The organism is Mesorhizobium sp. M0626, from assembly GCF_040320665.1.
Taxonomy (GTDB): Bacteria; Pseudomonadota; Alphaproteobacteria; order Rhizobiales; family Rhizobiaceae; genus Mesorhizobium.
The window spans coordinates 22,420-41,793 of sequence record NZ_JAMYQD010000002.1 but is presented as its reverse complement, the minus strand read 5'-3'; the positions used below and the strand labels follow the sequence as shown (position 1 = coordinate 41,793).

Here is a 19,374-nt window from a genome sequence, read left to right as displayed (position 1 = left end):
ATCAGGCCGCCAGCAATTGCTTGCGGTCGACGCGCTCCTGCTGCGGCGAGCGGGCATAGAGCTCGCGGTAGCATTTGGAGAAATGCGACGCCGAGACGAAGCCGCAGGCGACCGCCACTTCGACCACCGGCATCGACGACTGGATCAAAAGGTGTCGCGCGCGGTCGAGGCGGATTTCCAGGTAGTAGCGGGCAGGGGACCTGCCCATCTCGGTGCGGAACAGCCGCTCGATCTGGCGGCGCGACAGGTCGACGTGGTCGGCGATTTCGATCAGCGACAGCGGCTCGGAGAGGTTGCCTTCCATCAGTTCGATGATGGTCAGCACCTTGGAATTCTGCACGCCGAGGCGGGCGCGCAGCGGCAGGCGCTGGCGGTCGGTGGGGCTGCGCACGCGGTCGGTCAGCACCTGCTCGCACACGCGGTTGACCAGATTGTCGTCGAAATCGTCGCCGATCAGCTTGAGCATCATGTCGAGGGCGGCGGTGCCGCCGGCGCAGGTGTAGATGTTCTGGTCGATCTCGAAGAGGTCGGCAAAGACGTTGGCCTTGGGAAAGGCCTCGGAAAAGCCCGGCAGGTTTTCCCAATGGATGGCGCAGCGCTTGTTGGAGAGCAGGCCGGCGGCGGCAAGGATATGCGCGCCGGTGCACAGGCCGCCGACGGCGACGCCTCTGTTGTATTCCTCGCGCAGCCAGGCGAAGGCCGACCTGTTCTGGTAGCGCTCGACATTCATGCCGCTGCAGACGATGGCCATGTTCGGCCGATCCGGCCCGGCCATTTTCTTGCGCTCTTCCTCGAGCGAGGTGTTGACGGCGCATTCGACGCCGTTGGAGGCGCGCACCGGCTTGCCGTCGATGCTGGCGAGGCGCCAGCGATAGGCCTCATAGCCGAGCATGCGGTTGGCCGAGCGCAGCGGGTCGAGCGCCGTCGCAAAGGCGATCATGGTGAAGTCCGGGACAAGGAAGAATACAAACGATCGCTTGATCGGATGCTTTACGGCGTTCAAGGGAACCTCACGCGGCCATGGCGCGAACAGGATGTCGCGAACAGCACAGCGACATCAGGAAAAACCATTCCTGTCAATCGGCTAGGGGGCTAAGCGGAAACTATATTTGCGACATGGGTCGCAAATGAGCAATCGTCCGGGATGACAGGCACGGGCTGCCGACGGATTGGGCATGGTGGCGGCGGCATAGGTGCCAAAAATGAGAAACGCCGCTTCGGTCAAGCCGAAGCGGCGCTGTTATCGACTATCGGCAGCGGCAGGGAAGCGCTGAGCGCTAGCCGTTATCTCAGGCAACGAAACCGAGGCGCACCGCATTCATGGCACCGGTCTGGCCGGGCATGGTATTGGCAAGGCGCTGGCGCTCGAGAGCGGTCGTCAGGTTCATTTCGCGGCGGGCAAAGAGGCGGGCAAAAAGCTTCATCATCATCTCCTATCGGTTGCTCAGACGGGTCGCCTTCGCTTGATGGAGTGGGGCAGCTCGTTTGCTGACGGTGATATAGGCCTGCGTGAGCAGAAACTAAATCGCAAATGCGAAGCGCTTGAATGGAAATGCGACATCGTTTGCGACATTATTGGGCATGCTGCCCAAAATTTACGATTACTTACAGTGTGTTACCGGCGACATTGAGGCGCCATGCAAGTGACGCATATGCGCCATGCAGCGGCGACACGGCTCTGAAAATCATTTGAGTGCAAATAAGTTGGAGAAAGCCTGCAGGGCCAATAGAGAAGGCCTGCCGGGCTGGTCTGCGCGGCAGGCCTTCAGCACAAGGTACACAATGGTTTACTTTGCTCCAGCCCAGGATCCGACGCCGTGGCGTGCACCGGTCTTGGTGTCGGCAGCTTCAGGCCAGCCGATATCCTTCTGCAGTTCGATCGGCAGCGAGCGGATCGCACGTTCGGTCTGGAAGCGGGCGCGGGCCGCGCTCAATTCGGTCGCAAGCCGACCGATGGATGACAGGATAGACATTTCATTCTCCTTTGGTTGTGGCACGTCCCGCATGAACGCGTTCCGTCGCCTGGATATTCCGCATCGAGTGCAATTCCGTGTCAGGAGCGTTGGAGCCATGGCACGTCCTGCCTTCGATGGAGTTGACTATCCTCCCAATCTGATGTTCAATCAAACGAAATGGAATGATGCTTCACATCAGAAAAATTGAAGGTCGATCCCGATGAACGCCCCACTCAATCATCCGCTGCCGCTGCTCGATCTCGACGTTTTGCGCACCTTCGTGGCCATTGCAGAGACCGGCAGTTTCACCACGGCGGCCAATGCGGTGTTCCGCACGCCGTCGGCGGTCTCCATGCAGATCAAGAAGCTCGAGGACATTCTCGGGCGCTCTGTTTTCGCGCGGGATGCGCGCTCGGTGACGCTGACCACGGATGGCGAGATGCTGCTCGGTTATGCCCGCCGGCTGTTGTCGATCAACCGCGAGGTGGTGTCGAAGTTCATCATCCCCGAGATCGTCGGCGTGGTGCGGCTCGGCTCGCCGGACGACTATGGCGAGCGCGTGTTGCCGCATGTGCTGAAGCGTTTCGCGCAGTCGCATCCGTCGATTGCCGTCGACGTCACCATCGACCAGAGCAGCAATCTGCGCCGCCGCATGGACGACCGGGCGCTCGACATCACGCTGCTGACCAATTCCTACAAGACCAGCGCACTCGGCGCCGAGGTGCTGCTCACCGAGCCGATCGTCTGGGCCGGCGCCAAGGGCGGCAGCGCGCATCTGCGCGAGCCTTTGCCGGTGTCGCTGTGGGAAGAGGGCTGCGCCTGGCGGGCCGGCGCGCTCGATGCGCTGAGCCGTGAAGGCCGCAATTACCGCATCGCCTATATGAGCGCCCACACGGCAGGCCAGCGCGCCGCCATCATGTCGGATCTCGCGGTTGCACCGTTGCCGAAGTCGTTCCTGGGCAACGACATGGTCGAGCTTTGCCCGAAGGACGGCATGCCCGATATCGGCACCTACAATCTGGCGATGGTGGTGTCGCCGGATGCCAGCGCGCCGGTCAAGGCCGTCGCCGACCATATCCGTGCGACGTTCGAGCTTTTCCGCGAAACCGGCAAGTTCTAGAGCGGTTCACCGTTTCACGGAAACGGCGAGCCGCTCTAACTCCTTGTTTTGACTCAATTCCCAAGGGAAAGCGCTACACGCTTTCCCGGGAAAACCGTTTTACACTTTTCCTGGAATTGCTCTGCTATTCCGCTGCTTGGGCGGGGCGCGCCGCGAGAGCGGGTCGCGCCGTGCGCCGCGCAGTTGCGCGCCGCTTGGTGGGCTCACCTTCAAGGAAGGCGACGATGCTGTCCCTGGCGCGACGCGCCTCCGGCATCTCGATCAGCGGCCAGACGTGGAACATGCCTTCCTCATAGACGACGTCGATATCGACGCCGGCAGCGCGTGCCTTTTTGGCGAAGATCAGATTGTCGGGGCTGAGCAGGTCGTGCGAGCCGGTCAGAAGCAGGGTCTGCGGCAGCACCGAGAGGTCGCCATAGAGCGGACTGATATGCCAGTCCCTGCGATCGATGCCGGCACTGTACATGCGGATCGCTTCCAGCCCGCCGGAAATGCCGAGCCACGGATCGTTGCGTTCCGCCTCGAACATTTCGGGGTTGGACAGCGACATGTCGAGGCCGGGTGAAATCAGCACGTGGCGCGACGGCAAGGGCAGGCCTTCCTCAGCCGCCATCATGGTCAGCACGACGGCCATGTTGCCGCCCGCGGAATCGCCCATGAAGACGATGTCTTCAGCGTCGGTCTCATCCAGCATCTGCCGGTAGACGTCGCCGACCATGCCGAACATGGCGTGGAAATCATGCTCCGGCGCGATGGGATAGATCGGCACGGTGATGCCGAAACCCAAGCGCTCGGCCACCTCGGCGATCAACCCCCAATGATAGGATGTGATCTGGAAGACATAGGCGCCGCCATGCATGTAGAGGATGCGCCTGCGTTCGCCGGCCTTCGGCGCGATCTCGTAGACAGGGAAGCCATCGACGCTGCGCTCGGTGATATCGAGCTGCTCCCGCAGCAATGCCGGGGGATGATGATCCTCGGTCTTGCGGGCATAGGCGATCCAGCGCTGCAGGTTTTCCGGGCTGGCAAATGCCTTCTTGCGGCTGTGCCGGAGGATGAAGGAAACGAGGTGGCTTTTGAAACTGGGCATTCGCGTACACAAGCTCGGCCGCAGCCGACTAAGAGAATTCCCCCACTGTCTCGAAGATCGTACCTCCAGCCGAAATGTCAAGATTCTGGCCCAAGCCAACACGGTTGTTTGATCAGCCAGGTCCGCTGTTTTGCGCAGCGCGGCTCAGCGCCGGGCAGCAGCGCGGCGCGCAGCTTGATGTCGGTCGCAGCCGGGACCATGCGGCGGCCCTGGCGCTTGGTCAGCAATTTGCACTTGTCGGCGAAGGTCATCAGCGGCCCGAGCCCAGGATCAGACGCGACAGGTTGGTCTGGGCGTCGATGCGCGGCGACACGGGCCAGCCGATGTCCTTCTGGATTTCGGGTGGCAGGTTGTTCATGGCGCGCACGGCCTGTGCATTCTTCATGGCCGCACGAAAACGGCCCAGGGTCTCGAACATCTCTATTCTCCTTTGGAGCGTTGTGGCGGCGGAATAGTCCGGTCCGCCATTCGATGTCCGTTAAATGCTTCACGTCTGTATCGGACGGATTGCGCCAAAACAGCGTTTCGGTTTCCAGATCGGTGCGATCTGGAAACATTTGCATACAAATGAAATTGGGCGAATTGGCGGCCTTCGTAAGGCGGCTTATTCCCGGCTGCGCCTGGCGGCATGGCCTTCGCGCGAACGCCGGCGCGGGGCGGCGTCGCCGGCGACGCCATCCTCGCTGACGGTCTTGCGTGGCGGCAATTTCACCGCCGCCGACAGTTTCGGGAACGGATCGACCTTGTTGGGAAGCGCCATGGCGTAGACGAAATGCTCCTGGAATTTCGGCTCCAGTGCGGTCTCGATCTTCTCGATGTGGCTGACCGTGTCCTCGATCTCGCGGCGATAGCCGCGGTTGAGCAGCGCCATCCGCGCGCCGGCACCGGCGGCGTTGCCGACGGCCGAGACCTTGTCGAGGTCGCAATCCGGGATCAGCCCAAGCACCATGGCGTATTTCGGATCGATGAACGAGCCGAAGGCGCCGGCGAAATGGATGCGGTCGACGTGTTCGGTGTTCTGCTTTTCCATCAGAAGCTTGGTGCCGGCATAGAGCGCCGCCTTGGCAAGCTGGATGGCGCGCACGTCGGTCTGGGTGATGGTGATCTTGGGTTCGCCTTCCTTCAAGACATAAGAGAAGGTGCGGCCGTTGACCGTGACGCGCGGCGACCGCTCGGCCAGCGACCCGTCGATCACTCCATCCTCGGAGATGATGCCGGCGAGGTACATTTCGGCCACGATCTCGATGATGCCGGAGCCGCAAATGCCGGTGACGCCGGTCGCCTGCACGCTGTCGAGGAAGCCGGGATCGTCGGACCAGAGTTCAGAGCCGATGACGCGGTATTTCGGCTCCAGCGTATCGGGGTCGATGCGCACGCGTTCGATGGCGCCGGGGGCAGCGCGCTGGCCGCCGGAGATTTCCGCGCCCTCGAAGGCGGGACCGGTGGGCGAGGAGGCTGCGACAACCCGCTTGCGGTTGCCAAGCACGATCTCGGCATTGGTGCCGACGTCGACGATCAGCATCATCTCGTCCTGGCGATGCGGGCCTTCCGACAGCGTCACGGCCGCCGCATCGGCGCCGACATGGCCGGCAATGCAAGGCAGCATATAGAGGCGGGCGCCCTGGTTGAGTTTCAGGCCGATATCGGAGGCCTTGATGCGCACCGCGCCCGAGACGGCGAGCGCGAAGGGCGCGCCGCCGAGTTCGGTCGGATCGATGCCGAGGAACAGATGGTGCATGATCGGATTGCCGACAAAGACGGAATCCAGGATGTCGTTGCGCTGGACATTACCTTCCGCGCAGACCTTGTCGACCAGGCCCGAGATCGCCTCGCGCACGGCGACCGTCATGCCTTCGCGGCCGTCCGGGTTCATCATCACATAGGAGACACGGCTCATCAGATCCTCGCCGAAGCGGATCTGCGGGTTGGAGGTGCCCGACGAAGCGGCGACGCGGCCCGACAGCAACGATACCAGATGCATGGCGATGGTGGTCGAGCCGATGTCGCAGGCCAGTCCATAGGCCTCGTTCTTGAGGCCGGGCCAGAGTGCTATGACGCGGGCGATGTCGCTTTCGGCATCCTTGTGGATGGCCGCGGTCGCGGTCCAGTTACCCTTGCGCAGTATGCCTTGCACCTGCGGCATCAGGTAGAAGTCGAATTCGAGGTTTTTAAAGCCCCAATCCTTCATCAAGGCGATCTTGAGGCGGTCGAGATCGCCCAGCGGCTTGTGCATGTCGGGCTCTTCGATCTCGACATAGCACATGCGGATCGCCGCATCGCGGGCGATGACGCGCGTGTCGGCATCCTTGCGGATGGTCTGGGCGTTGATGACCGTGTCCTGCGGCACGTCGATGACGAGGTCGCCGAGAATCTGCGCCGAGCAGGACAGGCGGCGCCGCTCGGGCAGGCCGCGGACGCGCTCATAGCGCTCTTCCTTGGCGCCCTTGGGCGAGATGTGGTCGTTGGACGAGACGATCTTGTGCTTGGCGAAATTGCCTTCCTGCACTTCGATCTGGCAGCGACCGCAGGTGGCGCGGCCACCGCAGACGCTCTCGACATAGACGCCGAGCTGACGTGCGGCATCGAGCACCGGTGTGCCGACGGGAAACCGCCCGCGCTTGCCTGACGGCATGAACAGCACGAGCGGATCAGTAATGTTTGCAGGCGAGTTCACGATTGCGCGCTTATCCCCTGGCCATGCGGGCTTCACGGCCGCCGCGACGGCGCCCGCCATTGCCGCCGCCTTCGCCCGGAGCGTTAACGGCGGTGGGCGCTGCGACCGCCTGGCCGCCTTCGGCCGGTTTGTAATCCTTGTAGGTGCGGATCCAGTTGGTGCAGTTCTCGTCGGTGCCGTTGAGCACGTTGGCGCCGCGCACGGCTTCCATTTCCTGCGGGCGCACCGGGTTCATGATAGCGCTCGTCATACCGGCGCCGATCACCATCGGGATGAAGGCGGCGTTGATGCCGTGGCGGTGCGGCAGGCCGAACGAAATGTTGGACAGGCCGCAAGTGGTGTTGACCTTGAGCTCTTCGCGCAGACGGCGCAGCAACGCGAAGACCTGGCGGCCGGCATCGCCGAGCGCGCCGATCGGCATCACCAGCGGGTCAACGACGACGTCATGCGCCGGAATGCCGAAATCGGCGCAGCGCTGCACGATCTTCTTGGCGACGGCGAAGCGCACATCCGGATCCATCGAAATGCCGGTCTCGTCGTTGGAGATCGCGACGACTGGAACGTTGTACTTCTTGACCAGCGGCAGGATGGCTTCGAGCTTTTCCTCTTCGCCGGTCACGGAGTTGACCAGCGGGCGGCCCTTGGCGACCTTGAGCGCTGCCTCGATGGCGGCGGTGACCGACGAGTCGATCGACAGCGGCAGGTCGACCAGGCCCTGGACGATCTCCAGCGTCTGCACCAGCAGGCCGGGTTCGGTTTCGTTCGGATTAACGGAGGTGACGCCGGCATTGACGTCGAGCATGGTGGCGCCGCAGGCGGCCTGTTCCAGCGCATCCTTGATGACGGTCTCGAAATTGCCGGCGATCATCTCGGCGGCCAGCTTCTTGCGGCCGGTCGGGTTGATGCGCTCGCCGATGACGCAGAAAGGCTGGTCGAAGCCGATGATGATCTCTCGTGTCGCCGAGGCGACGATGGTCCGGGTCATGAAGTCTCTCCGCCTGATATAAAGATTTCTTTATATCGTTGTCTGGTTTCATTCAAGCAAATGGCTGGCCGTCCGCGCTGTCAGTGCGCGGTCTTCACCATATCCACCTGCGTTTCGGTAATGTCGTCGTGCAGTATGCTCTCGAGCCGGTCGGCGACCATCTGATCGTCGTGGCGGATCTCACGTTTCCATGGCTGGCGGCCTTTCAGCACACCCGATTCATCGACGATCTCGGCGACATATTCCTCCTGGCGGTAGGCCATCACATGGATGCCGGAGACACCAGGAATTTCCTTCACCTCGTTGATGATGTCGGTGCAGAGCTGCTTGCCTTCCTTCTTCTGGTCCTGCGCGCCTTCCAGCCGCTTGATGATGGTATCGGGAATATGAATGCCCGGCACGTTGGAGCGGATCCATTTGGCCGTCTTGGCCGAAGCCAGCGGGCCGACGCCGCACAGGATGAAAACTTTTTCCGTATGCCCCAAGTCCCGCGCCCTCTGCATGAAGGTTCTGAACATCGGCACGTCGAAGCAATACTGCGTCTGCACGAACTGCGCGCCGGCGGCGATCTTCTTGCCGAGATGGATCGGGCGGAAATCGAAGGGTGGCGCGAAGGGGTTGACGGCGGCGCCGAGGAAAATTTGCGGCGGCGTCGTCAACTTGCGGCCGGACAGGAACTTGCCGTTGTCGCGCATGATGCGGCAGGTTTCCAGCAACGACATGGAATCGAGGTCGAAGACAGGCTTGGCGCCGGGCTGGTCGCCGGCCTGGACGCCGTCGCCGGTGAGGCACAGCATGTTGGCGACGCCCATCGCCGCACCGCCCAGCACGTCGCCCTGGATGGCGATCCGGTTCCTGTCACGGCAGGCAATCTGCATGATCGGGGCATAGCCCATGCGGGTCAAAAGCGCGCAGATGCCGACCGAGGACATGTGGCAGTTGGCGCCGGAGGCATCGACGGCATTGATGGCGTCGACCCAGCCGTCGAAGATTTTCGCGCGGTTATAGACGTCTTCGGGATCGGCGCTGTCGGGCGGGTTGAGCTCGGTGGTAACCGCGAATTCGCCGCGCCGCAGCACACGCTCCAGTCGGCCACGTGAGGAGTGGCCGGGCAGGGGATCGAGCGGCAGATGGATGCCGGCCGGGTTTTCATCGCGCTGGCGGCCGATCACGCGGCCGCTCCAGTGTTGGCTTTGGCCGCTGCTTCACGGGCCGCTGCCGACTGCGCCGTCACCCGCAGCCAGGCCGAGGTTTCGCGCAGCGACTGGTCGACCGGCTTCTGCACGGTCAGGATCCTGTCGCCATGCTCCATGTTCCGCGAGCCTTCCCAGGCCTTAACCCAGACGCAAGGCATATCGGGCTCGACCTCGCAATTGCCGTTGGCGCGCACACCGCCGCAAGGGCCGTTGCGCAGCTGCTTGGGGCAGTTCATCGGGCACGACATGCCGGTCGAGGACAGGATGCACTGGCCGCACATGCGGCAGTCGAACATGAAGCCCTTGACGCGCCTTTCGACAAACTTGATCGGCGCCTCGACGCGCCCATAGCCGAGGCCTTTCCAAAGCGGATGAAGAAGCAGGAACATGTCGGCGAACCTGGAGTAGAACCATTCGAGCAATCGCGAGTGCCGAATGGACCACAGCCTGATGGCAAACGACCGCTGCACGCGCCGCTGCGGCGACACGTCGGCCGGCTTGTAGTCGGATTTCGGCGCTGCTTTCTTGACCTGAGTGGCCTGGGTAACCGGCTGGGTAACCCTTGGCCCCTCTTTGGCAGGAGTGGTTTCAGACATTTTCTTTCCCGCCCGCCTTGACCAGAGCGACCAGCCGCTCGCGGTCGTATTTCGCGTCGATGTCGCTGAATGCCTTCTCGACCTCGGCTTCGAGGTCGTCGCCGACGGGGATCGGATCGGCCTTGCGCCATTCGGCGAGGTAATCGTCGGTGCCGCCGGCGCCGGTGCGCATGGCGCACATGTCGATCGCCTCGGTGAAGCGCAGCGGCAGTTCGCGCTTGGCGTTCTGCCGGCCCTTCTTGACGATGACCTGGGCGGGGATGTCGCGCCAATAGACGACAATCAGATCGGCCATGAATTCTCTCACTCCCTGTAGAGCGCCGTGCGTCCATGAGGGAAACGACGCTCCACCACTTTCTCCAGCAGGTGCGAGCATTGCCGGATGCGCAGTGGGGCTGCTTGTTATGGGACGACGCGCGCGCATTCAAAAGCGACGCTATTGGACGTCGCAAAAAGAAAGGCGAGATTCCGAGGGAAGGCTGGCTACCAAACCCGCTTGGTCAGGCCGGTCCAGAGATAGAACCAGATCGTCGGATGGTACCATTGTTTCGACGGCAGGCCGGGGTCGATCGTGACAAGCTTGCCGTCCAAGGCACCGCGGACCGCCTCGACGCAGATGTCACGCGAGAACGCCGCCTGGCGCAACGCATAGCTCGAAATAGTGTCGCCGGGCTCCGGCTTGCCGCGCGCCTGTTTCAACACGCCGCCGGTGTCGCCGCCGGCGTCGACCAGATGCACGGTGGTGCCGAAATTCTGGAGATCGCCGGAGGCCAGCGCCCAGTAGCCGCCATTCATGCCGCGGTATTTGGGCGCGATGCCGGCGTGGTAGTTGAGCACCGGGCAGGGCATTTGCGCCAGCGTCTGCCGGGACAAGAGCCGGCAGCCGGCGAGCAGCACCACGCCCGGGCGGATGTCGGCGATCGCCTGCAGGCAATCGGCTGCGTTGGCGGAGGAGACGTGGATGATCTTTTGTCCCGGCTTCGGCTCGGTCTCAAGCTTCTGATCGGCGATGAGCCGCTCTGCGTGGCCAGCGAAGAAGCGCTTGCCGAGCCTCGTCAACACCATCGTGCCGAGTTGACCGATGGCCGAAAACAAGCCCTGGCGGCGCACCCGGCCGAGCAGCAATTGTTTTTTGGATTCAGGGCTTTCGAGGATGACGCTGACAGGACCGAACTGGTCGGCGATGGCGTTGACGATTGCCCAGATGTGCGGCCCGCCTTCGGTGACGATGACGATCGCAGCACTTTTTTCAACCGCTGAGGCCATGGCGCGCTTTCTTGCCGGCGCGCAACCATTTGCCGTGCGCTGCCCGGCTCAATTCTGTGCCGGGCGAGGTTAAATCTTGATGACCGCCCGGCCAGCGAGAGACCAACGGATCAGCGCTTGAACTCGATGATGTCGAGTTTCGATTCGTAGTAGGGCGCCGGGAATTCGATGCGCCATTCATTGGCGCTGGTGCGGAAGGCATAGCCGACCTGGTCGCTTTCCGGGCCGCTGCCATAGGGTTTTGGCTTGTTGTCATTGACATAGCCGGAGCCGAGATAGATCGCGCGTTTTTCGCCATCGTCGAAGAAACGGCCCTTGGTGCGTTGCGAGCCGCTGACCTTTTCCAGCTGCCAGCCGGAGCCATCGTCCGTGACCTTGCACTTGAACCAGCCATAGATGACCAGCGGGCCGGTCAGGCCCACCTTGATGGTTCGGCATTGCCAGTTGCCGCTCAGGTCCTTGTCGGAAAAGGCCACTATCGGCTTTGCCAGCAGCGCGTCGAGTTGGCTGACCTCAGCCGGGTCTCCCGCTTTTGCCTCGGCCAGCGCCGCCTTGCGGGTCTCGCCATATTTGTCGAGGCGAACCTTGTCGGCAGGCGTGATGATCTTCTGCACCTCGCCGTCGCCGCGAGCGGGCAGGGCGAAACAGAGCAGGCAAACGGCGGCGAGCAGGACGCGAGCGGTCATCGGTGGTATCCATGTTGGCGCGGCTGGAGCAGCCGATTCTATCTTCCAGCGCACAACTTACCCATTCGCGGCGGCCTGTCATCCGTGCTTAACAGCGGTATGTTCCGCGGGAGGTGCGCGTGGGGGTTACAATCCATTTTGAGGGACAACTGCGCGGAGAGGAACAATATCTTGCGCTGTTGCAGGAAGTTGAAGCGCTTGCCATCGCTCGAGACTGGCGATTTCGGCCGATAGACGAGGCCGAAATGGTTCTCAACCGGGTCATCGACGAACGCAGCGTTGACTATATCGGCCCGGTCATGGGGATAGAATGCCTGCCGCATCCCAAGTCGGATCGCCTAAGGTTCGAGTTCGACAGGGACCTCTTCATGCAGCAATATTGCAAGACCCAGTTTGCGGGGTCGGAGGCGCATATCGAGATCATCGAGTTGCTTCGCAAAGTTGCTCCTTTTTTCGACAAGTTCGACGTCTTCGATGAAGGCGAGTACTGGGAACTGGGCGACCGCAAAATTCTGCAGGTCAATCTCGACACAGTCGACGCTCTGCTTGCAGAGGCTTTGCGCAAGGATCCAACTGCAAGAGGGCCGATCCGGTTAGACAACGGCCGCGTTGTCGATTTCGTGTCGGATCCGCAACCGGAGAGCAAATAATCCGAAGTCGGGCGCCTAACGCACTTCTTCTGGATGTGCCGCCACCCGCGCCAATTCAGTCGTCAGGTCGCCATAGCCGGTCGAGCGGCGCTCATAGGCGAGGCCAAGCATCTTCGCGGCCTTCTCGGCGACCTTGTCGAGTTCCGGATCGTCGGTCTGGGCGATGTAGATCAGCTTTTGGTAGTTGCCGAAATAGTCCTTGATCAGCTCCGGGTGCTTGTCGAGGCCGAGCGGCTTCATGAAGAAGGCGTCGAACTGGCGGCACAGGAAATCGGTCATGTAGAACGACATCATGTCGTCGTCGGCGACCTTCGCATAGGCGTCCATGCCCTGGTAGAAGGCAAAGCAGTGCGGCCCGGCCATGCGCTCGACGCCGTGCTTCTCCAGGACCCGGTCGAGCATGCCGCCGGTACCGCAATCGGCATAGCCAACGAAGATGTTGCTATAGCCTTCCGCCTTGGCCTTTTCGATCGCCTTGTCCATCGCCGGTGCGATGCGGTCGGGGTAGAAATGGAACTCCGCCGGCAGGCAGGTCAGGTCGAGATGGTCGAGCTTGAGCTGCTCCTTGACGGCCAAAACTTCGCGCGCAATCATTCCACAGGCGATGACCAGCAGCCTGTCGTCCTGATTCGGTTTCGTTTTTTGCATTCTGGCCATGGAACCCGGTCGAAGCGGCCTTCGTTGCTGTGGGGCGAATCTATCGAGAGAGGGATAAACCGTCCATGAAACTGTTACGCGTTGCGCCGATTGCAATCCTTGCCTGCGTCCTGGCGCTTACGGCCTGTGCCAACACCGTCCGTGGTGTCGGCCGGGATATCAAATCGACTGCCAAAGCCGTCGACGACACCGTCACCAAACCCTGACGCAGCCATCCGTTCCAATAGCTGGGAACAAAAAAGCCGCGCTGCAAGGCGCGGCTTTCGATTGTGGGCCAGACGCCTTACGGAAGAGATCAGGCTGAAGCGCGCATATTATGCTTGCGCTTCATGAAGTCCTTCGCGGTCTCGACCGCCACAGCCGCGTCGCGGCAATAGGCATCGGCGCCGACGGCCTTGCCGAATTCCTCGTTGAGCGGCGCGCCGCCGACCAGGACGACATAGTCGTCGCGGATGCCCTTTTCCTTCATCGTGTCGATGACGACCTTCATGTAGGGCATGGTCGTGGTCAAAAGCGCCGACATGCCGATAATGTCGGGCTGGTGCTGCTCGATGGCGTCGAGGTATTTTTCCACCGCATTGTTGATGCCGAGATCGATGACGTCGAAGCCGGCGCCTTCCATCATCATGCCGACGAGGTTCTTGCCGATGTCGTGGATGTCGCCCTTGACGGTGCCGATCACCATCTTGCCCTGCTTCGGCGCGCCGGTGGCGGCCAGCAGCGGGCGCAGGATGAACATGCCGGCCTTCATGGCGTTGGCCGACAGCAGCACCTCGGGAACGAACAGGATGCCGTCGCGAAAGTCCTCGCCGACGATGCGCATGCCTTCGACCAGAGCTTCGGTCAGCACCTTGTAGGGCACCCAGCCGCGCTCGAGCAGGATGTTGGTGCCTTCCTCGATCTCTTCCTTCAGCCCGTCATAGAGATCGTCGTGCATCTGCTGCACCAACTCGTCGTCGGAAAGCTCGGAGAGGATGATCTCGTCGTCGGCCATTTTTCTCGGGCTCCTTGCCGCGCGGATGCGATCACGGCGGCTTAAAATAATCGCGTCAATACCTAACCCGGCGGGGGCAGGTATCCATAGCTGATTTGCGACTTCCCGCAAAAGGAAAGCGACCGCAAATCTATTGGAATTCTTGTCGATTTTGCGACAGGCGTTGGCGCTGGCGGGCCGTTTCGAATAGGGTGCATGGCTACGATCCGGGCGAGAAGCCGCCATACGCGGCCGCAAACGGTTTTTAGGGAAAAACGATCATGAGTGAAAACGCGTCAGTCGACCAGGAAGCGTCCAATGCGCGACGTGGACGTGCTGCCAGCGGCGGCGCGGCTGCAAGGCGGGCGGCGCGCTCGGGCGGCGGACCGGGCACCCAGCTCACCTATATCAAGCGCAAGATCAACATCTATGAGGTCCTCAACGAGGAAGGCCTGGCGATTATCGAAAACAACACCGATACGGTGCTGGAAGAGATCGGCATCATCTTTCGCGACGACGCCGAGGCGCTGCAGCTTTGGAAAGAGGCGGGCGCCGACGTCAAGGGCGAGCGCGTGCATTTTCCCAAGGGCCTCTGCCGCTCGCTGCTGAAGACCGCGCCGTCCATCTACACCCAGCATGCGCGCAACACCGAGCGTTCGGTGCAGATCGGCGGCAACGCCACGGTCTTCGCGCCGGTCTATGGTCCGCCCTTCGTGCGCGATCTCGACGGTGTCAGGCGCTACGCGACGATCGAGGATTTCCGGAATTTCGTGAAGCTCGCCTATATGGCGCCGTCGATCCACCATTCGGGCGGCACGGTGTGCGAGCCGGTCGACGTGCCGGTCAACAAACGCCACCTCGACATGATCTACAGCCACATCAAATATTCGGACAAACCGTTCATGGGTTCGGTGACGGCGCCAGAGCGGGCCGAAGACACCGTCGCCATGGCCAAGATCGTGTTCGGCGACGAGTTCGTCGAAAACAACACCGTGCTGACCAGCCTGATCAACGCCAATTCGCCGATGGTGTTCGACGAAACCATGCTGGGCGCGCTGAAGGTTTATTCGCGTCACAACCAGGCTTGCATCGTCACGCCGTTCATCCTTGCCGGCGCGATGAGCCCGGTGACCGTTGCCGGCACGCTGACCCAGGTTCTGGCCGAGGTGCTGGCCGGCGCCTCTTTCACGCAGTTGATCCGCCCCGGCGCGCCGGTGCTGTTCGGCACCTTCGCCTCGTCGATCTCGATGCAGTCGGGCGCACCGACCTTCGGCACGCCGGAGCCGTCGATGGTTTCCTACGGCGCCGCACAGCTTGCCCGCCGGCTCGATCTGCCGTTCCGCACCGGCGGCTCGCTCTGCGCCTCCAAGGTTCCGGACGCGCAGGCCGCCTATGAGAGCGCCAACACGCTCAACTCGACCATTCTTGCCGGCACCAATTTCGTGCTGCATTCAGCCGGCTGGCTCGAGGGCGGACTGGCCTCCTGCTACGAAAAGTTCATGATGGACATCGATCAGCTCGGCATGACGCAAAAGTTTTCCGAAGGCGTCGACCTGTCGGAAAACGGCCAGGCGATGGACGCCATCCGCCAGGTCGGCCCGGGCAGCCACTATCTCGGCTGCGACCACACCCAGGCCAATTTCCAGACCGCCTTCTACCGCTCCAGCATCGCGGACAACAATTCCTACGAGCAGTGGCTGGCCGAGGGCGAGAAGACAGCGCCGCAGCGCGCCAACGAACTCGCCCGCCGCTGGCTGGAGACCTACGAGGCGCCTTATCTCGATCCGGGCATCGACGACGGGTTGAAGGACTACATCGCAACGAAGAAGGCGTCGATGGCTGACGCCTTCACCTGAAAGGAGCCCGAGTCAGGCGGGGCTAAAGTCGCCAACATCATCCACAAGGAAGTCTGGCGGAGCGCTTTCTCCGACCCGGACAAGAAGGGATGATTGCGCGGCGCCGGGCTGACGAGATAGCGGCCGCGCTTTCCGCCGACGGCCTCATCCTGCGCGGCGGCTTCAATTTCGCAACAAGCGAAACGCCGCCGCATAGCCCTTCAGCCGCCCCTGCCAAATCCGTGCTGTTGGTCGGGCAGGCGGGAGCGGCACCCTGGCCGCATTTCCTGCGCTGGCGCGACCGGCAACCGCAAACCATTGCTAATCCGCTCGACACATGGTCGCGCGAAGTGATCGGTGCGGTGGCGGAGAAATTCGGCGCGCGCGCCGTTTCGCCTTCGGACAGACCTTATCTGCCGTTCCAGCAATGGGCGATGCGAGCGGAGGGGCTGAGACCGTCGCCGCTGGGCATCCTGATGCATCCGCAGTACGGGCTCTGGCATGCCTATCGCGGCGCGTTGCTGTTCGAAGACGAGATCGCGGCTCCAGAAGCTCACGCATCGATTCACCTTTGCGACGCCTGTGTGGCAAAACCTTGCCTGAAATCCTGTCCGGTTGACGCCTATTCCGCGGATGGTTTCGCTCATCAGGCTTGCCTGGCGCATGTGCGGGGATCGAAGGGCGAACCATGCCGCGGCGGCGGCTGCCTCGACCGCAACGCTTGTCCGTATGGCACGGCCCATCGCTATCCGCTTGAGGTTCAGGCCTTTCACATGACGGCGTTTGCTGGCCTGTAGCGGCGTTGAACGCCTGCACAAAGTGTTGAACGGGATTGTCAGGGAACGGCTTGCCCTGCCAATGCCTGCTTATATGTATCGCACGACAATCAATGGGGCGAGCCATGGCGAAGCAGGACATTGAGATAGAGACCGGAGACGGCGTGGCGAAGGCGGGATTGTTCCGTTCGGCGACTGTTTCCCCGGTCAAGGCCGGTATCATTCTCTACATGGACGCCTTCGGTCCGCGACCGGCGCTCGACGCAATGGCGGAGCGGCTGGCGGGTGAGGGCTATGCGGTGCTGGTGCCGGATCTTTTCTATCGCAACGCACCCTACGGGCCGTTCGAGCCCAAGACCGCTTTCGTCGTCGAGGAGACCAAGGTCGCGCTGACGGCGTTGGTCCACGGCACGACACAGGACATGACCATCCGCGACAGCAGGGCGTTCCTCGACACGCTTACCGCTGAAGGTGTCACCGGACCGGTCGGTGTCGTTGGTTACTGCATGGGCGGGGCGCGGGCTTTGAATGCGGCTGCAACCTATCCCGATCGCATCCTGGCGGCGGCAAGCTTCCATGGCGGCAATCTGGCCAGCGATGCCGCGGACAGTCCGCACCGCAAGGCTGCAATGATCAAGGCGCGGGTCTATGTCGGAACGTCTGGGGTGGACCGCAGCTTTCCGCCGGAGCAGTCGGCGCGGCTGGTCGAGGCGCTGCGCGTGGCGGAGGTCGACCACGCCATCGAAAACTATGCCGGCATGGCGCATGGCTGGTGCGTGTCGGACCACAGCGTCTTCAACGCGGCCGGCGCCGAACGTCATTGGAAGCGACTGACGACGCTGTTCGCCGAGACGCTGATCTAACGAGGCGTTGCCTGAAGTCGCAACGAACGGGTAGAGACTGCACGATTGGCGCGGCCTGTTAAAACAGCGCCGGTCGAGCGGGAACGAACAGCCTGATGCAATCCTATGATGTCGTGGTGATCGGCGCCGGTGCGGCCGGAATGATGTGCGCCATCGAGGCGGGCAAGCGCGGCCGCTCGGTCCTGGTGCTCGATCACGCGGCAAAGCCCGGCGAGAAGATCCGCATCTCCGGCGGTGGCCGCTGCAATTTCACCAACATCCATGCGAGCCCGAAGAATTTCATCTCGGGCAATCCGCATTTCTGCATCTCGGCGCTCAGCCGCTACACGCAGCGCGATTTCATCGAGTTCGTCGAACGCCACGGCATCGCCTATCACGAGAAGACGCTGGGACAGCTGTTTTGCGACGGCTCGGCGCGGCTGATCATCGACATGCTGGTTTCCGACATGCAGGATTGGGGTGTGGAACTGGCGTTGTCGACCGAGGTGAGGAACGTCAGCAAGACCGCGGACGGGTTTGTGCTGACGCTCTCCGCTGGCAGCGTCGCTTGCAGCTCGTTAGTCGTGGCTTGCGGGGGCAAGTCGATCCCCAAAATGGGCGCGTCCGGTTTCGGCTACGAGCTTGCGGCGCAATTCGGCCTTGCGGTGGTGGAAACACGGCCGGCGCTGGTGCCGCTTACCTTCGACGCAAGAACGCTGGAGCGGCTGGCGCCTTTGGCCGGCAATGCCGTCGATGCCGAAGTCGCCTGCGGCAAGACGCGGTTTTCAGAAGCGATGCTGTTTACGCATCGCGGCTTGAGCGGGCCTTCCATCCTGCAAATATCGTCCTATTGGCGCGAGGGCGACGAGATCCGCATCGCCATGCTGCCGGGGAGGGATGTGGCGGAACTGCTTCGCGCCGCCCGGCGCGTCAACGGCAGGCAAGCGGTGCAGACGGTGCTTGCAAACCATTTGCCGAAGCGCCTTGCGCAAGCAGTCGCCGAGCGCAGTGGGATCGATGGCAATCTCGCTGATTTGACAGACCTGCAAATGAAAACCGTCGAAGCCGCCGTCAACGACTGGCGCATCAAGCCGGCCGGCTCCGAGGGTTACCGCACGGCGGAAGTGACGCTTGGCGGTGTCGATACCAACGGGCTCGATCAGAAGACGATGCAGGCGAAATCCGTGCCGGGGCTGTTTTTCATCGGCGAAGTCGTCGATGTCACGGGCTGGCTGGGCGGCTATAATTTTCAGTGGGCTTGGTCGTCCGGCTGGGCCTCGGGCCAGGTGTGCTGATATTCAGGTGAGGCCGGCCTGCAAACGACGGCTTTCAGTGCTTCCGGTGCTCGCGTACCAAAAGTACGCTCCACTCCGGTTCTCGAAATCCATCGTTTTCGGCTCGGCCTCACCTGAATCTCAGCGCACCTGTTGCGCGTGCATCCGTCGCCTCGGAAAAAAATCTTTCCATAACCCCAAGGATTGGCCATTAGCCTTCGTCCAACAGGCAAATGATGGCGATGATGCTGGATGAAAGCGAAGCCTCCGACGCCGAATTGATCGGGCGGGCGAAGGGCGGAGACAGGGGTGCCTTCGGCAAATTGCTGGAGCGGCACTACGACTTCGTCTATCGCGCCGCCTATCGCTGGTGCGGAAAGAAGGCCGATGCCGAAGACATCGCCCAGGAGGTCTGTGTCCGTCTCGGCAAGGCGATCCGCGACTATCGCGGCGGCGGCGCGTTCACGACATGGCTCTATTCCGTGACGCTGAACGCGGCGCGCGACATGATGCGCAAGACCACGCGCGAAAACGTCAAGACCGAGGCTTTCGGCGCCTACAGCATGATTTCGGGAGAGGCCTCGGCCGAGCCCGAAGATCCGACTGAGGCGCTCTGGGCAGCGGTGCGGCAATTGCCGGACAAGCAGCGCGATGCAGTACTTCTGGTCTATGGCGAAGGTTTGAGCCACGCGGCCGCCGCCGAGGCGATGGCAATCTCGGAGACGACGGTTTCCTGGCACATCCATGAAGCGAAGAAACGGCTGAAGACGTTGATGCGTTCAGCCGGGGAAGTGTGACC

Annotated in this window: 23 protein-coding genes; 8 read left to right on the top strand and 15 right to left on the bottom strand. The window is 62.3% G+C overall.

What is annotated here, in order from left to right; translation table 11 throughout:
* Position 1 precedes the first annotated feature (1 nt).
* The 3 genes from NKI37_RS02255 to NKI37_RS02245 all read right to left on the bottom strand — a co-directional run bounded on the left by NKI37_RS02255 (position 2) and on the right by NKI37_RS02245 (position 1,973).
* The gene (locus NKI37_RS02255; RefSeq protein ID WP_348524244.1) at positions 2-940 is read right to left on the bottom strand and encodes a GlxA family transcriptional regulator; all 939 of its coding nucleotides are present in this window, start codon (positions 938-940) and stop codon (positions 2-4) included.
* Between the two features lie 349 nt (positions 941-1,289).
* A complete protein-coding gene (locus NKI37_RS02250) occupies positions 1,290-1,424 on the bottom strand; it encodes a hypothetical protein (RefSeq protein ID WP_023681787.1) in 135 nt (44 codons plus the stop codon).
* A gap of 363 nt (positions 1,425-1,787) precedes the next feature.
* Entirely contained in the window at positions 1,788-1,973 is a 186-nt protein-coding gene (locus NKI37_RS02245) for a hypothetical protein (protein ID WP_023681786.1), read from the bottom strand.
* A gap of 202 nt (positions 1,974-2,175) precedes the next feature.
* On the opposite strand from NKI37_RS02245, the gene NKI37_RS02240 reads away from it, so the two are divergent.
* Positions 2,176-3,075: a LysR substrate-binding domain-containing protein gene (locus NKI37_RS02240; protein WP_023670389.1), complete on the top strand. Its 900-nt coding sequence runs from the start codon at positions 2,176-2,178 to the stop codon at positions 3,073-3,075.
* A 124-nt stretch (positions 3,076-3,199) separates the two neighbouring features.
* Here the strand turns inward: NKI37_RS02240 and NKI37_RS02235 are convergent, their stop codons facing one another.
* From NKI37_RS02235 to NKI37_RS02190, 10 genes are all read right to left on the bottom strand, one after another.
* Positions 3,200-4,165 carry an alpha/beta hydrolase gene (locus NKI37_RS02235; RefSeq protein ID WP_352791352.1) on the bottom strand — a complete coding sequence of 322 codons (966 nt, stop codon included), beginning with the start codon at positions 4,163-4,165 and terminating at the stop codon, positions 3,200-3,202.
* 77 nt (positions 4,166-4,242) lie between these two features.
* Positions 4,243-4,416 carry a hypothetical protein gene (locus NKI37_RS02230; RefSeq protein WP_352791350.1) on the bottom strand — a complete coding sequence of 58 codons (174 nt, stop codon included), beginning with the start codon at positions 4,414-4,416 and terminating at the stop codon, positions 4,243-4,245.
* Entirely contained in the window at positions 4,416-4,583 is a 168-nt protein-coding gene (locus NKI37_RS02225; protein WP_196813564.1) for a hypothetical protein, read from the bottom strand. The genes NKI37_RS02230 and NKI37_RS02225 overlap by 1 nt, the downstream gene beginning before the upstream one ends.
* 186 nt (positions 4,584-4,769) lie before the next feature.
* Positions 4,770-6,899 (bottom strand): ASKHA domain-containing protein, encoded by a 2,130-nt coding sequence (locus tag NKI37_RS02220; RefSeq protein ID WP_032902488.1) that lies wholly within the window; start codon positions 6,897-6,899, stop codon positions 4,770-4,772.
* Positions 6,850-7,824, bottom strand: a complete 975-nt coding sequence (locus tag NKI37_RS02215; protein ID WP_023670394.1) for a methyltetrahydrofolate cobalamin methyltransferase — start codon at positions 7,822-7,824, stop codon at positions 6,850-6,852. The genes NKI37_RS02220 and NKI37_RS02215 overlap by 50 nt, the downstream gene beginning before the upstream one ends.
* 80 nt (positions 7,825-7,904) lie before the next feature.
* The gene (locus NKI37_RS02210; RefSeq protein ID WP_023744709.1) at positions 7,905-8,996 is read right to left on the bottom strand and encodes a methylenetetrahydrofolate reductase; all 1,092 of its coding nucleotides are present in this window, start codon (positions 8,994-8,996) and stop codon (positions 7,905-7,907) included.
* Positions 8,993-9,616 (bottom strand): methylenetetrahydrofolate reductase C-terminal domain-containing protein, encoded by a 624-nt coding sequence (locus NKI37_RS02205; RefSeq protein ID WP_023688112.1) that lies wholly within the window; start codon positions 9,614-9,616, stop codon positions 8,993-8,995. The genes NKI37_RS02210 and NKI37_RS02205 overlap by 4 nt, the downstream gene beginning before the upstream one ends.
* Positions 9,609-9,911, bottom strand: coding sequence for a virulence factor (locus tag NKI37_RS02200; RefSeq protein ID WP_023670397.1), 303 nt, complete (start codon positions 9,909-9,911; stop codon positions 9,609-9,611). The genes NKI37_RS02205 and NKI37_RS02200 overlap by 8 nt, the downstream gene beginning before the upstream one ends.
* 188 nt (positions 9,912-10,099) lie before the next feature.
* Positions 10,100-10,882, bottom strand: a complete 783-nt coding sequence (locus NKI37_RS02195; RefSeq protein WP_352794353.1) for a formyl transferase — start codon at positions 10,880-10,882, stop codon at positions 10,100-10,102.
* Positions 10,883-10,992: 110 nt separating this feature from the next.
* The gene (locus tag NKI37_RS02190; RefSeq protein ID WP_352791585.1) at positions 10,993-11,568 is read right to left on the bottom strand and encodes a DUF4893 domain-containing protein; all 576 of its coding nucleotides are present in this window, start codon (positions 11,566-11,568) and stop codon (positions 10,993-10,995) included.
* Positions 11,569-11,687: 119 nt separating this feature from the next.
* Here NKI37_RS02190 and NKI37_RS02185 point away from each other — a divergent pair, with 119 nt between their 5' ends.
* Positions 11,688-12,218, top strand: a complete 531-nt coding sequence (locus NKI37_RS02185) for a hypothetical protein (protein WP_352791583.1) — start codon at positions 11,688-11,690, stop codon at positions 12,216-12,218.
* 15 nt (positions 12,219-12,233) lie between these two features.
* Here the strand turns inward: NKI37_RS02185 and NKI37_RS02180 are convergent, their stop codons facing one another.
* Positions 12,234-12,875: a DUF1638 domain-containing protein gene (locus NKI37_RS02180; RefSeq protein WP_023688116.1), complete on the bottom strand. Its 642-nt coding sequence runs from the start codon at positions 12,873-12,875 to the stop codon at positions 12,234-12,236.
* A gap of 65 nt (positions 12,876-12,940) precedes the next feature.
* Here NKI37_RS02180 and NKI37_RS02175 point away from each other — a divergent pair, with 65 nt between their 5' ends.
* The gene (locus tag NKI37_RS02175) at positions 12,941-13,081 is read left to right on the top strand and encodes an entericidin A/B family lipoprotein (protein WP_023670401.1); all 141 of its coding nucleotides are present in this window, start codon (positions 12,941-12,943) and stop codon (positions 13,079-13,081) included.
* An 89-nt stretch (positions 13,082-13,170) separates the two neighbouring features.
* On the opposite strand, the gene NKI37_RS02170 is transcribed toward NKI37_RS02175, so the two are convergent.
* Positions 13,171-13,869 carry a cobalamin B12-binding domain-containing protein gene (locus NKI37_RS02170; protein WP_023670402.1) on the bottom strand — a complete coding sequence of 233 codons (699 nt, stop codon included), beginning with the start codon at positions 13,867-13,869 and terminating at the stop codon, positions 13,171-13,173.
* A gap of 260 nt (positions 13,870-14,129) precedes the next feature.
* Between NKI37_RS02170 and NKI37_RS02165 the strand changes: the two genes are divergently transcribed.
* The 5 genes from NKI37_RS02165 to NKI37_RS02145 all read left to right on the top strand — a co-directional run bounded on the left by NKI37_RS02165 (position 14,130) and on the right by NKI37_RS02145 (position 19,372).
* Positions 14,130-15,704, top strand: a complete 1,575-nt coding sequence (locus NKI37_RS02165; protein WP_352791581.1) for a trimethylamine methyltransferase family protein — start codon at positions 14,130-14,132, stop codon at positions 15,702-15,704.
* Between the two features lie 89 nt (positions 15,705-15,793).
* A complete protein-coding gene (locus NKI37_RS02160) occupies positions 15,794-16,480 on the top strand; it encodes a 4Fe-4S dicluster domain-containing protein (RefSeq protein ID WP_352791579.1) in 687 nt (228 codons plus the stop codon).
* 104 nt (positions 16,481-16,584) lie between these two features.
* The gene (locus NKI37_RS02155) at positions 16,585-17,322 is read left to right on the top strand and encodes a dienelactone hydrolase family protein (RefSeq protein ID WP_352791577.1); all 738 of its coding nucleotides are present in this window, start codon (positions 16,585-16,587) and stop codon (positions 17,320-17,322) included.
* 95 nt (positions 17,323-17,417) lie between these two features.
* Entirely contained in the window at positions 17,418-18,596 is a 1,179-nt protein-coding gene (locus NKI37_RS02150) for a BaiN/RdsA family NAD(P)/FAD-dependent oxidoreductase (RefSeq protein WP_023805464.1), read from the top strand.
* Positions 18,597-18,811: 215 nt separating this feature from the next.
* Positions 18,812-19,372 carry an RNA polymerase sigma factor gene (locus tag NKI37_RS02145; RefSeq protein WP_023696454.1) on the top strand — a complete coding sequence of 187 codons (561 nt, stop codon included), beginning with the start codon at positions 18,812-18,814 and terminating at the stop codon, positions 19,370-19,372.
* Positions 19,373-19,374 lie beyond the last annotated feature (2 nt).